Origin of the sequence: Acidaminococcus fermentans (assembly GCF_009696675.1) — a bacterium.
Lineage (GTDB): Bacteria > Bacillota > Negativicutes > Acidaminococcales > Acidaminococcaceae > Acidaminococcus.
Genome location: NZ_VULN01000011.1, coordinates 77,089 through 89,041 on the forward strand (window position 1 = coordinate 77,089; position 11,953 = coordinate 89,041).

The window sequence follows — 11,953 nt, forward strand, 5'->3', positions numbered from 1 at the left end:
TTCCTTATAAAAGGTATAATAAAAAGGACCCTGACGGGTCCCTTTTATGTCATTCTTTATTCCAGCCCCAACAGCTTCTTCACTTCCCCTTCCATCTGGGTCTTGTCCACCACGTCGCTCTGGCGTTTCTGGAGATGGGGCAGTTCCTGCATGCTGGCAGGGATGGGCAGCTTGGCCGCCTTGCTCAGGTCTTCCATGGCCACAAAGGGATCCAGCTTTTTCCCTTCGTAGGTATCCGGATCGATGGAAGCCAGGACCACATCATTGAACTTGAAGGGGCTGGCGGTGCTCAGGACGATGCTGTAGGTTTCGTCCCCGGTCATCAGCCGGTATTTTTCCATGGCCTTGTAGGCCACTGCCGTATGAGGATCCATTACATAGCCGTAGTTGTTGTACACATCCCCGATGGTTTCCCGGGTTTCCACTTCGTCCACCCAGGTGCCGAAGAAGTCCTTCAGGATCTGGTTCTGGAGTTCAGTACTGATCTTGTATTCGCCTTTTTCGTTCAGTTCCTTCATCCATTCCGCCACCTGGGCCGCATCATGGCCGGTTTCTTCAAACAGCAGCCGTTCCAGGTTGCTGGAAACCAGGATATCCATGGAAGGAGAAATGGTCTTGTGGAAGGGGCGCTTCCGGTTGTATACCCCGGTGTTGATAAAGTCTGTCAGCACATTGTTGCTGTTGGAGGCGCAGATGAACTTGTTCACCGGCAGCCCCATCAGTTTGGCATAGAACCCGGCCAGGATGTCCCCAAAATTCCCGGTGGGCACGGCGAAGTTCACCGGTGCGCCGTTTTCGATCCGGCCGCTGTTCACCGCATCCGCATAGGCGCTGAAATAGTACACGATCTGGGGCACCAGCCGTCCCCAGTTGATGGAGTTGGCCGAAGAGAAGGCACAGCCGTGGGCCTGGAGTTCTTCTGCCAGAGGCCGGCTGCCGAACAGGATCTTTACCCCGGTCTGGGCGTCATCGAAGTTCCCTTCCACCGCCACCGCATGGACATTGGCCCCTTTCTGGGTCACCATCTGGAGCTTCTGGATGTCGCTGACCCCTTCCTGGGGATAGAATACGATGACTTCCGTTTCCGGCACATCGGCAAACCCGGCCATGGCCGCTTTCCCCGTATCCCCGGAAGTAGCCACCAGGATCACCAGTTTCTTCTGTTCCCCGGTCTTCTGGACCGCCTTGGTCAGGAACAGGGGCAGGATCTGCAGGGCCATGTCTTTAAACGCACAAGTAGGGCCATGCCACAGTTCCAGTACGTCCAGGTTGTCTTTCAGCAGGTGCAGCGGAGCCGGGAAATCCCCGAACCGTTCCTTGCTGTAGGCCGTTTCCACACAGTGTCTCAGTTCCTCTTCACTGTAGTCTGTCAGGAACCGGGCCAGCACCGTCAGTGCCCGGGCACTGTAGGGTGCTTCCCGCATGGCATCGATTTCCGCCAAGCTGATGGGCGGAAATTCCTTGGGCACGAACAGTCCCCCGTCAGCAGCCAGGCCATTGGAAATGGCGTGAGCGGAGCTCACCATATCAGTTTTCCCTCTTGTACTAATGTATAACATAGTCCCCCCTACTTTCTGCATATCGCACCTCGTATCATAGCATAAGAGCTGTATATACGCAACATTTACAAGTCAAATATTTTCTTTGTTCGCATTTCAGCCTTCCCCCAGGGCCCGCCTTTCCTATCCGGTCCCCTTTTGCTATAATGGAAGCAGTTTAGTTCTGTTCATTATATCAATTTATGGAGCGAGAGACAAATGGACGTAAAAATTGCTTGTGCACAAATCCAAATCGAACCGGGCAATCCGGAAGCCAACACCCGGAAAGCCCTCCAGGCCATAGCCAGCGCCCGGGAAAATCAAGTGGACATCCTGCTCCTGCCGGAGCTGATGGTTCCGGGCTATCTGCTGGGAGATCTGTGGGAACAGAGCGCCTTTATCCGGGACTGTGAAGCCTGGGGCAAAGAGATCATCGCCGCCAGCCAGGGCCTGTGCGTGATTTTCGGGAATATCGCTGCCGATCCGGCCAAGGTCAACGAAGACGGCCGGGTGCGGAAATACAACGCCGCCTTTGTGGCCCAGGACGGAAAGCTGCTCCAGGGGGGACTGCCTTATCCTTTCATCAGCAAAACCTCCCTTCCTGACTACCGGGAATTCGACGACAGCCGGTACTTCCACAGCACCGCCAAACTGCTGCCGGAACTGGGTGGCCAGGTCACCATGGAAGACCTGGTAAAACCGGTGACCGTCACCATCCGGGGCCGGGAACTGAAGCTGGGAGTGCTCCTGTGCGAAGACGGCTGGACGGAGAACTACCATTATAATGTGCCGGAACTGCTGGAAAAGAACGGAGCCCAGATCCTCTGCAACCTGTCCTGTTCCCCCTATACCTTCCACAAGAACCGGAAGCGCCACGATCTGTTCGTCCGCCAGTCCCGTCAGGGAGGCATCCCCCTGGTTTACTGCAACAATGTGGGGATCCAGAACAACGGGAAAGACGTGTTCACCTACGACGGCTGCAGCTGCATGTACGATGCCAGGGGCCGGATGATCACCGATTCTCCTGCCTTCCAGGAAGACCTGCTGATAAGCCGGTGGAACCCGGACACCGGGGAGCTCCAGGGGAAACGGGGACTCCAGCCCTCCCTTTCCGACGCCCAGGAAATCTATCAGTCCCTCCGGTACGGGGCTTCCCGGTTCCTGGACCAGCTGGGGATCCGGAAAATGACCATCGGTGTGTCCGGGGGCATCGATTCTGCCGTTACCGCCGCTTTCTACGTGGACATTTTGGGACCGGAAAACGTGCTGCTGGTGAACATGCCCAGCCAGTTCAACTCGGAACTGACCAAGAGCCTGGCCCAGAAAATGGCGGAAGCCCTGGGGGCCAATTACGCCATCCTCCCCATCCAGGAAGTGGTGGAAAAGACCATCCTCCAGTTCAACAGTACGCCCATCCACGATTACACCTCCGGGGAGGACTTCCATCTGAAAGTCACCCCCTTTGCAGCGGAAAATATCCAGGCCCGGGACCGGGGCGCCCGGGTGCTGGCCGGCCTGGCTTCCCTGTTTGGCGGCGGTTTCTCCTGCAACTCCAACAAGGCGGAAATGACCGTGGGCTATGCCACTTTCTACGGGGACATTGCCGGGGTACTGGCACTCATCGGAGACCTGTGGAAACACCAGGTCTATGCCCTGGGCCGTTACCTCAATGAGGAAGTGTTCCGGCGGGAAGTGATCCCGGAAGAAATCTTCCGGATCAAACCCAGTGCGGAACTGTCCGCTGCCCAGACCGTAGGCACCGGCGGGGACCCTCTGGTGTACCCCTACCACGATTACCTGCTCCAGGCCTTTGTGGAAAGCTGGACCAAGACCTCTCCGGAAGAACTGCTGACCTGGTACCTGGAAGGCACCCTGGAAGAACACCTGGGCTGCGAAAAGGGACTGGTGGCTGAGCTGTTCCCGGATGCCCGGTCCTTTATTGCCGACCTGGAACGGTGGTGGAAACTGTTCTGCGGTCTGGCTGTGGCCAAGCGGATCCAGGCTCCCCCCATCTTGGCCATTTCCAAACGGGCCTATGGCTATGACCACCGGGAGTCCCAGCTGAAGCCCTTCTACTCCCGGAAATACCGGGAACTGAAGGCCCATGCCCTGGGAGAAGACCAGTGAACCCTCAGGTCTGGCTCCTGCGGAATGCCCTCCTGGCCGCCATCTATGCAACCCTGACCCTGGGCCTGGCCCCTTTCAGCTATGGGCCTGTCCAGGTGCGGGTATCCGAATGTCTCACCCTGCTGGCCTTCTGCAGCAGGAAATGGATCCCCGGGCTCACCGCCGGCTGCTTCCTGGCCAACCTGGGGAGCCCCTTCGGCCTGCCGGACATGGTCCTGGGAACCCTGGCCACCTTCCTGGGGATCTGGCCCATGCACAGGCTGAAAAGTCCCCTGCTGGCTTCCCTGTGCCCGGTGATCAGCAACGGAGTGGTAATCGGGGCAGAGCTGGACGTGCTGGCCGCCCTGCCCCCGGATCTGTCCCTGGGGGCCGCCATGATCTACATCGGTGCAGGAGAATTCCTCAGCGTCACCGTCCTGGGAACCCTGCTGCTGAAAATGATCCTGAAAAATGAAACATGCAGGAAAATATTGATGGAATGAAAATGAGGTGCTGCCTGGGCAGCACCTCATTTTCATCAATCGACAGCCTTTTTGAAAAAATCTCCCAAAATCTTTTCCATCTTCTCCCGGCCATCTCCCGGCTGGGCCTCGTAGATTTTTTCTTCTCCATAGAAGAAAGTGGGCACGTAGTAGTACTTCCGGCCCTTCAGTTTTTCCGGTTCCCGGTTTTCGTTCACCTTCACCAGGGGGATCTTTTTGTATTCCGGATGGCCGGCATACAGACCTTCCAGTACCTCCCCGGCCAGTTTGCAGTAAGGGCACCCGTCCATATAGATAAACAGCAGTTCCATGATTCTTCCTCCTTTGTTTTTATTTTGCGTTAACCTCTTATTTAAAAAGGTTGACCGCAAAATCCTCATTCTTTATAATGATAAGCATATTATACCAGAAGGGATGAGATCATTGAAGATAGAAGCACTGCGCGAACTGACCGACCGGATCATGGACGGGTACCGGCTGAAACCGGAAGACCCGGAAGTCCAGGACCTTCTGACCCAGGACCTGGCCGAACTCCAGCAGGAAGCCGGACGGCTCCAGAAGCACTTCTGCGGCAACCATGTGGATTTCTGCACCATCATCAACGCCCGGAGCGGCCGCTGCGGGGAAAACTGCAAATACTGTGCCCAGGCCGCCTGTCACCATACAGGCTGTGAAGAATACGGGTTCCTGTCCAAAGAAGAAGTGATGAAAACCGCAAAAGCCGACCAGGATGCTGGTGCCAACCGGTTCGCCATGGTCACTTCCGGACGGGCTCTTACCGGGAAGGATTTTGAAAAGGCCCTGGATATCTACAAAGCCATGAAAAAGGACCTGACCATCGACCTGTGTGCCTCCCACGGCATCATCAGCCGGGAACAGTTCCGCCGTCTCCGGGAAGCCGGGGTCACCAGTTACCACCACAACATCGAAACCTCCCGGCGGTACTTCCCCCAGATCTGCACCAGCCACACCTTTGACGACCGGATCCGCACCATCAAGGCTGCCCAGGCGGAAGGCATGTGCGTATGCTCCGGCGGCATCATCGGCATGGGCGAAACCTGGCAGGACCGGCTGGACATGGCCTTTACCCTCCAGAGCCTGGGGATCGAATCCATTCCCATCAACGCCCTGATGGCCATTCCCGGCACCGGTATGGAAGGCCGGAAGCCCCTGCCTGCAGAAGACATCCTCCGGACCATTGCCATCTTCCGGTTCATCAACCCCACCGCCAATATCCGTCTGGCTGCCGGCCGGAAGCTGCTGCCCAAAAACGGAGCCACTGCCCTCCTGGCCGGAGCCTCCGCTTCCATTACCGGCAACATGCTCACCACCAGCGGCACCACCATCAAAGACGATATGGAAATGCTGAAAGAGCTTGGCCTGACCAATCACTGAGCATAAAAAAAAGCCCCCTTCACGGGGGCTTTTTTCAGGCTCAGAAGCATTCACAGTTAACCATGAAATAGGATTTGGGATGAGCGCAGACCGGGCATACTTCCGGTGCTTTTTCCGCTTCCACGATATGGCCGCAGTTGGAGCAGATCCACACGGTCTTTTCGCTGCGCTGGAACATGGTGCCATCTTCCACTTTCTTCAGCAGAGCTCTGTACCGTTCTTCATGGTGCTTTTCAATGGCGCCCACGGCTTTGAACTTGTAAGCCAGATCCTTGAAGCCTTCTTTTTCAGCGGTTTCTGCGAATTCCTTGTACATTTCAGTCCATTCGTAGTTTTCGCCGGCTGCTGCATCCTTCAGGTTTTCCACCGTATCAGGGATGGAGCCACCATGGAGAGCCTTGAACCAGATCTTGGCATGTTCCTTTTCGTTGCCGGAAGTTTCCAGGAAGTTCTTGGCTACCCGTTCGTACCCTTCCTTCTTTGCTACACTGGCATAATACCCGTATTTATTGTAAGCCTGGGATTCACCTGCAAACGCAGTCCATAAGTTTTTTTCAGTCTGAGAACCTTTCAATTCAGCCATTGTCAAATCCTCCTTTTTTTCTGTTGTTCCCCCTTCCGGGGAACTGTCTTGTACCCTTTTTTTCATTGTCATTTCCTGACACCCATATAGTACAACAAACCTAGAAAATAGTCAAGGGTTTTTAATAATTATTTTCTTTTAGTCTGTGTTTTGTTCTGTTCCTTCCGGGCCAACCGTTCTGCCAGGATCTGTTCTGCCGTCCGCACCCGTCCGGATTTCTTCTGTACCTGAGAATCATGCTTCCCTTCCCAGAAAATCCTCACCGGAAGATTGGAAGAACCGGGGGGAGAGAAGTAGAAGGAAGCGCTTTTCCCTGCCGGTACCGTCCCCAGTTTCATGGTTTCCCCGTCATGGTTCCAGCCAAAGGACAGCCGGTTATCCGGGATCCGGATGTACCGGGCAGTTTCCCCCTGAGCGGTAAGTACTCCAAACCCAGCATAGGCGCCCCCATAGGGATTGAACCGGAGCTGAGCATCATTCTTGCCCCGGGTCCGGAAATTCACGTCGTACATGACCCCGTAGTTCCCATAGTTGACCACCGGTTCATTCCGGGTCACATCGATGCCCCGTACATAGGGATCCTTGTTGTCGTCTGCCAGTTCCAGGCCCCAGATGGTTCCCTTGTCCGTATCAAAAGCATCCTGCAGGGTCACATGGACATTGGCCCCTTCAAAAGTACCCCGGAGCACATGGCCTCCTTCATCAGGGGGCAGGATGGAATAGACTTCCGCAGATACCCTTGGATCCGCATCCACCGGCATCATGATAAAGGAAACTTCCACCGGTCTTTCAAAATTCAGATCCACAATCCCGGTGACCAGTTCCTGAGGATGGAGAATGTACCCCTTCCCGTTGTTCAGGATATCCCGGGGCCCGCTGAGGAAGAATTTCCGGCCGTTGGGGGTGGAACTGTAATACCGTTCCTGGGCTTCCTTCCCGGCTTCCAGCCAGTCCTCATTGGGACGGGAGATTCCGTTCTTCCCCAAGTTAACCAGGCTGGGCCGCAAGGTAGTCCGCCGGAGCAGCACCGCCAGCCGTTTGTCCGTACGGGTGTCGTTTACATGATGAAAGAAAAGCCGCACCGGCCCCTCCACCGTATCCCGGTACATGATCCCGATTTTTCCCACCATTTCCGGGCTGTCGGAAAAAATCAGTTTGGGACCGTCATGGGTAATGGTCCCTTTTACTTCCTCATAGGCCGGCACCCCATCCTGCCAGGCCAGATCCTGGACCGAAGCCTGGGCTCCCAGGGGAAGCAGCAGGGACAGTCCGGCACAGAGCCAACTCCATAAAGATTTACGGTAATGCAACAATGAAACCTCCTGTATCATTAAAGTAGATTGGCAAAAAACACATTCCTTATTCTAACACAAAAACCTCCCGCCTTGTTGTTTTCAGAAATTACTCAAAAGTCCGCTTTTTCCCTTGTATAATACAGGGCAAATCGCTATAATATAAAATATAGGATTTAATTATGAGAGTATTTTAAGAATTCGTTGTATAAATGGTTCTTTTCCAAGAAAGGAAGTTGCTATGAAAGTCCGTACCATTCAGGCCGATCCCAGCGGCAACATAACCTTGTATGTGCTGGATCCGGTCCCTCAGGAAAACCGTAAAGAACTGAACCGGCAGCTGCTGGCCCTTGACCCTTCTGTGGAGCAGGTAGGGTGTCTTTCCTTTAAGGAAGACCAGCCCCAGGTGGAGATGATGGGTGGGGAATTCTGCGGAAATGCCACCCGTTCTGCCGGTGCCTGTGCCCTCTTCTACCAGGGGAAGAAAGAAGGAGAATATCAGGTCACCTGCAGCGGCTGTCCCACTCCCCTCCCGGTTTCTGCCAAAAAGATCCGGGAAAATCTCTACGATGCCACAGTTCAGCTGCCGCCCCCTTTGTCCATTGGGAAGATTCGTCTTTCTTATGAACGGGAAAGTGTGGAATGCCAGGAAGTGGTCCTGCCCGGGATCACCCATTATGTGTATTTTACCCTGAATGTGGACGAAGTGGACCAGGACCAGCTGTTCTATTCTCTCCAGCGGGAAATTTCCCGGGGAACGGAACCGGAAGCCTATGGGCTGATGCTGGTGGAAATCAGCACCTTGAAAGTGATCCCCATTGTCTATGTATCCGCTACCGGTACCTTGTACCACGAAAAAAGCTGCGGCAGCGGATCTGCTGCTGTGGCTGCCGCCCTGGCCCATCGTCAGAAACGGTCCCTGGCCGCCACCCTCCAGGAACCAGGAGGCCGGATCGATATTGAGGCCGACTGGAAAGACGGAGAAATCATTTCCCTCACCATCGGCGGCCCCGTCCGTCTGGGAGCTGAAACCCTGGTGGACACGGACCAGGGAAAGTAAAGCCCTTTTTTCTCTTGACAATGGTTCCAACCCCATGCTAAAATAATTTTATTGTGATACCCATCACGCTTGCCGAAGTGGCGGAATTGGCAGACGCACTTGACTCAAAATCAAGCGCCCTAAAAGCGTGCCGGTTCGAGTCCGGCCTTCGGCACCATTATTGAAATGATAAAAGAGGCTGTTGCAAATGCAACAGCCTCTTTTTGGGTCACGAACAGGGGGTGCTGCATATGCAGCACCCCCTGTTTTCATTTCGCTGGTACAATCGTCCCTTTGAATTTTTCTTCGATGAACTTCTTCACCGCTTCGGAATGGAAGATTTCGGCGATTTTTTTGTATTCCGCCTTTTCCTTGTCCTTTTCCCGGGCTACCAGTACCATCACGGCCAGAGGTTCATCATCCTTTTCCCAGAACAGCCCCTGTTTCTTCACGTCCATACCGGAGCTCATAACATAGTTCATGGTGATCACTGCCAGGTCCACATCCGCCAGGCTCCGGGGCATCTGGGCCGCTTCCAGTTCCTTGAACTTCAGGTTCTTGGGGTTGTCCACCACATCGTTTACGGTAGCCTTGAAACCGACCCCTTCCTTCAGTTTGATCAGGCCGGCTTTTTCCAGGAGTGCCAGGCCCCGTCCTCCGTTGGTGGGATCGTTGGGGATAGCCACCGTGGCGCCGTCCGGCACATCTTTCAGATCATGGATCTTGTCACTGTAGATGCCCATCCGCATCAGGATGGTGTTCCCGATGGGCACCAGCTTGGTACCGTTCTGCTTGTTGAAGTTGGCCAGGAAGGGCGCATGCTGATAGCTGTTCAGATCCAGGTCCCCTTCTGCCAGGGCTTTGTCCGGAGTGATGTAATCGGAGAATTCCACCACTTCCACGTTCAGCCCCTGCTTCTTGGCTTCTTCCGCCACCGCATGGACCACATCCGCATGAGGCCCGGCCGTAGCCCCGATCTTGATGGGCTTGCCGCTGTCGGCGCTTTTCTTGTCGGCACCGCTGCCTCCGCATCCGGCCGCCAAAAGGGCTGCCGCAACCAATCCCGTCAAAAACAAACGGATCTTACCTTTTCCCAACATCTCATCGCTCCCTTTTAATTCATATTGTTTTACTAGTAATTAATGTGTATATCATAGTCGGAAAAGGGAGAGATGTCAAGGGGCTGTTGCCTATGCAACAGCCCCCTCTCACCGATTGATCCATTCGTTCACTTTCCGGTTGTAATACTCATTCTTTTTCTTCTGGACCCATTTATCCCGTTCTTCGCAGATGGCCAGCATTTCGTCCACCATTTCTTCTGCCGTAGGGGGCTGGACGTGGATCAGGTACTGGGTCATCCGTTCCACGGTGCTCTCCGTCCCCAGGTTCTGGGCCATCAGTTCTCCCAGTTCCGCCGGATACCCCAGGTTCACCACCACATCCACCAGTTCCCGGCTCAGCTGTTCCAGTCTTGTCATATCATTCTCCTTCGGTTTCCTTATTATTTCTCTTCCCACAGCCGGCACAGCAGCTGTACTGCCAGGATACCCACAAACACTCCCAGGGTATCCAGCAGCACATCCGACACCTGGGCACTGCGGCCCGGGCTGAACAGCTGGAGGCATTCGTCCACGGCCCCTGCCGCAGCTCCCAGAAGCAGCGCCGGAAGGCCCCGTCCTGTAAGGCCGGTCAGCACCATGCCCAGGGCAGTGAATTCCGTCAGATGGGCCAGTTTCCGGATGGTGTAGAAATTCAGATACCCCATCCCCGGCAGACTGCCCCACCGGGCCAGGGCCAGATGGAGCACCGACTGGCTCTCGGCCTGGGAAGCTGTCCCATTCTGGAGAGAGTGCCCCCAGATGAACCCCAGCAACACCACCAGCAAAACCCAAAGCACCCGACGGCCCATATCTTCACCTCCTGTATAATGGGATTATTATAACATAAAAGGAGCCGTCCCATAGGCAACGGCTCCTCTTCTTTTTCTTTTATACCGACCAGGCACTGGATTCAAAATCCACAGGCCCACGCCCTTGTCTGGCTGCCTTTACCTTGGGGCAGGACTGCTTCGGACTGTTCTTCTGGATTACGGCCCCCCATACGCTCTGGAAATCCTTGGGACGGAAGCCCAGATTCATTTCCCACATCGTAAAAACTTTCTTTTCCATACGGATCTCTCCCTTCCCTTGTTTTCCTGCAGATTGGTTTGTTTTCTCTTTGTGACTACAGTATACGACGAAACTTATACAAAGAAAAACAAATAGATTTCAGTGTTATTACAAGCTGGAGATTGTAGTATAATACAGAAAAAGGAGGCGGTCCCATGGAATTGGCGCAAAAAATGTTTCTGCTGGCGGCGGAAGAGATGAATTTCACCAAGGCAGCCAAACGGGCCTTTGTAACCCAGCAGTGTCTCAGCGAGCATATCAGCAAACTGGAAAAACAGCTCCATACGAAACTGTTCCTCCGGGGCAGGCATCTCCAGCTGACGGAATCAGGAAAAGCCATGGTCAGCACCCTCCGGCAGATCCAGCACCTGGAAGAAAGCCTGGGCCATCGGATCCAGGAAATCGAGGCGGGAGAAATCGGGGAGATCCGCCTGGGGATCAGTACCTCCCGGGCCCGTCTCCTGCTGCCCCGTTTTCTGGAAACATTCCACGGGACTTATCCACAAGTCCACATTTCCATCACCCTGGGGGATACAGTCCAACATATCCAACTGATGAAAACCCAGCAGCTGGATCTGGTGTTGGGGCTGGATGCACCTTCTGATCCCTTCCTGGAAGAGAAGCTGATTGGCAAAGAGAAACTGATGGTAGTGGGCACCCTTTCTTTTTTCCGCCAGTATCATCTGGGTACCTTCTCCCCGGAAAACTGGAAAACAGGAAATACCATCTCCCTTCAGGAATTCAAGCCTTTTCCCCTGATCGGCAATCGGGAACACAGCACCCTGCTGGAACTGGTCCAGAGCTGCCTTCGGGAAAATCATCTGGACTGCCCCCAGCCCATTTCCATCAGCGACATCAGCACCCAGATCCAGCTGTGCCGGCTGGGCCATACAGCCACCTTCTGCAATGATGTGCTGGCCTATCCTCTGATCCGGGAAGTCCAGAAGGATCAGGAAGACCCCCTGCTGGCCTTCTACATAGCCGGTGAGACCCACACCATGCGCTCCAGCATTCTCCGGCTGAAAGCCCAGGTAAGGCCCAGATACCTGGAAGATTTCACCAACAAACTGCTGGAATATATGAAAAAAATCCAGAATGGATAAGGGGTTGTGAAATATTCACAACCCCAGTCGTGGGCCGTGACTCACAGCCCGCGACCCGCGACAAAAAGGCCTGCATCTTTCGATGCAGGCCTTTTCTCTTAACCGGCAGCTCCCTATCCTCCCGGACCGTTTCCAGTCGAGTACTTTCGGCGTATAAGGGCTTAACTGCTGTGTTCGGCATGGGAACAGGTGGATCCCCTTAGCTATCGCCACCGGATTATGTAAC

13 protein-coding genes, 1 tRNA gene and 1 rRNA gene are annotated in these 11,953 nt (G+C 54.6%); 6 read left to right on the forward strand and 9 right to left on the reverse strand.

The window, feature by feature from the left end:
• Positions 1–56: 56 nt before the first annotated feature.
• The gene (gene thrC, locus FX155_RS08465) at positions 57–1,559 is read right to left on the reverse strand and encodes a threonine synthase (protein ID WP_154488423.1); all 1,503 of its coding nucleotides are present in this window, start codon (positions 1,557–1,559) and stop codon (positions 57–59) included.
• 198 nt (positions 1,560–1,757) lie between these two features.
• On the opposite strand from thrC, the gene nadE reads away from it, so the two are divergent.
• Positions 1,758–3,665 (forward strand): NAD(+) synthase, encoded by a 1,908-nt coding sequence (gene nadE, locus FX155_RS08470; protein ID WP_154488424.1) that lies wholly within the window; start codon positions 1,758–1,760, stop codon positions 3,663–3,665.
• A complete protein-coding gene (locus FX155_RS08475; RefSeq protein WP_288310587.1) occupies positions 3,662–4,147 on the forward strand; it encodes a QueT transporter family protein in 486 nt (161 codons plus the stop codon). The genes nadE and FX155_RS08475 overlap by 4 nt, the downstream gene beginning before the upstream one ends.
• Before the next feature lie 35 nt (positions 4,148–4,182).
• Here FX155_RS08475 and FX155_RS08480 read toward each other — a convergent pair whose 3' ends face one another.
• A complete protein-coding gene (locus FX155_RS08480; protein ID WP_154488425.1) occupies positions 4,183–4,458 on the reverse strand; it encodes a hypothetical protein in 276 nt (91 codons plus the stop codon).
• A 103-nt stretch (positions 4,459–4,561) separates the two neighbouring features.
• Between FX155_RS08480 and bioB the strand changes: the two genes are divergently transcribed.
• Positions 4,562–5,542 carry a biotin synthase BioB gene (gene bioB, locus FX155_RS08485; protein ID WP_229778500.1) on the forward strand — a complete coding sequence of 327 codons (981 nt, stop codon included), beginning with the start codon at positions 4,562–4,564 and terminating at the stop codon, positions 5,540–5,542.
• A gap of 40 nt (positions 5,543–5,582) precedes the next feature.
• On the opposite strand, the gene rbr is transcribed toward bioB, so the two are convergent.
• Complete coding sequence (rbr, locus tag FX155_RS08490; protein WP_022487429.1) at positions 5,583–6,125, reverse strand: rubrerythrin; 543 nt, start codon at positions 6,123–6,125, stop codon at positions 5,583–5,585.
• A gap of 128 nt (positions 6,126–6,253) precedes the next feature.
• Positions 6,254–7,435, reverse strand: a complete 1,182-nt coding sequence (locus tag FX155_RS08495) for a copper amine oxidase (RefSeq protein WP_154488426.1) — start codon at positions 7,433–7,435, stop codon at positions 6,254–6,256.
• Between the two features lie 223 nt (positions 7,436–7,658).
• Between FX155_RS08495 and FX155_RS08500 the strand changes: the two genes are divergently transcribed.
• Together FX155_RS08500 and FX155_RS08505 are read left to right on the forward strand one after the other, a co-directional pair.
• A complete protein-coding gene (locus tag FX155_RS08500; protein WP_022487431.1) occupies positions 7,659–8,477 on the forward strand; it encodes a hypothetical protein in 819 nt (272 codons plus the stop codon).
• A 71-nt stretch (positions 8,478–8,548) separates the two neighbouring features.
• Positions 8,549–8,634: transfer RNA gene (locus tag FX155_RS08505), tRNA-Leu, on the forward strand.
• Positions 8,635–8,725: 91 nt separating this feature from the next.
• Here the strand turns inward: FX155_RS08505 and FX155_RS08510 are convergent.
• The 4 genes from FX155_RS08510 to FX155_RS08525 form a co-directional block, all read right to left on the reverse strand.
• Positions 8,726–9,556, reverse strand: a complete 831-nt coding sequence (locus FX155_RS08510; protein WP_022487436.1) for a MetQ/NlpA family ABC transporter substrate-binding protein — start codon at positions 9,554–9,556, stop codon at positions 8,726–8,728.
• A gap of 108 nt (positions 9,557–9,664) precedes the next feature.
• A complete protein-coding gene (locus tag FX155_RS08515) occupies positions 9,665–9,934 on the reverse strand; it encodes a hypothetical protein (RefSeq protein WP_022487435.1) in 270 nt (89 codons plus the stop codon).
• Between the two features lie 23 nt (positions 9,935–9,957).
• Entirely contained in the window at positions 9,958–10,365 is a 408-nt protein-coding gene (locus FX155_RS08520; protein WP_022487434.1) for a VanZ family protein, read from the reverse strand.
• A gap of 79 nt (positions 10,366–10,444) precedes the next feature.
• Positions 10,445–10,624, reverse strand: a complete 180-nt coding sequence (locus FX155_RS08525; protein ID WP_022487433.1) for a hypothetical protein — start codon at positions 10,622–10,624, stop codon at positions 10,445–10,447.
• Between the two features lie 155 nt (positions 10,625–10,779).
• On the opposite strand from FX155_RS08525, the gene FX155_RS08530 reads away from it, so the two are divergent.
• Positions 10,780–11,727, forward strand: coding sequence for a LysR family transcriptional regulator (locus tag FX155_RS08530; protein ID WP_022487432.1), 948 nt, complete (start codon positions 10,780–10,782; stop codon positions 11,725–11,727).
• Positions 11,728–11,827: 100 nt separating this feature from the next.
• Here the strand turns inward: FX155_RS08530 and rrf are convergent.
• Positions 11,828–11,944: ribosomal RNA gene (gene rrf / locus FX155_RS08535) — 5S ribosomal RNA — on the reverse strand.
• Between the last annotated feature and the right edge of the window lie 9 nt (positions 11,945–11,953).

Excerpts from the sequence above, each read along its gene's own strand:
- thrC (WP_154488423.1), bottom strand. The coding sequence starts at position 1,559 with ATGTTATACATTAGTACAAGAGGGAAAACTGATATGGTGAGCTCCGCT.
- nadE (WP_154488424.1), top strand. The coding sequence starts at position 1,758 with ATGGACGTAAAAATTGCTTGTGCACAAATCCAAATCGAACCGGGCAAT.
- FX155_RS08480 (WP_154488425.1), bottom strand. The coding sequence starts at position 4,458 with ATGGAACTGCTGTTTATCTATATGGACGGGTGCCCTTACTGCAAACTG.
- bioB (WP_229778500.1), top strand. The coding sequence starts at position 4,562 with ATGAGATCATTGAAGATAGAAGCACTGCGCGAACTGACCGACCGGATC.
- rbr (WP_022487429.1), bottom strand. The coding sequence starts at position 6,125 with ATGGCTGAATTGAAAGGTTCTCAGACTGAAAAAAACTTATGGACTGCG.
- FX155_RS08500 (WP_022487431.1), top strand. The coding sequence starts at position 7,659 with ATGAAAGTCCGTACCATTCAGGCCGATCCCAGCGGCAACATAACCTTG.
- FX155_RS08510 (WP_022487436.1), bottom strand. The coding sequence starts at position 9,556 with ATGTTGGGAAAAGGTAAGATCCGTTTGTTTTTGACGGGATTGGTTGCG.
- FX155_RS08515 (WP_022487435.1), bottom strand. The coding sequence starts at position 9,934 with ATGACAAGACTGGAACAGCTGAGCCGGGAACTGGTGGATGTGGTGGTG.
- FX155_RS08520 (WP_022487434.1), bottom strand. The coding sequence starts at position 10,365 with ATGGGCCGTCGGGTGCTTTGGGTTTTGCTGGTGGTGTTGCTGGGGTTC.
- FX155_RS08525 (WP_022487433.1), bottom strand. The coding sequence starts at position 10,624 with ATGGAAAAGAAAGTTTTTACGATGTGGGAAATGAATCTGGGCTTCCGT.
- FX155_RS08530 (WP_022487432.1), top strand. The coding sequence starts at position 10,780 with ATGGAATTGGCGCAAAAAATGTTTCTGCTGGCGGCGGAAGAGATGAAT.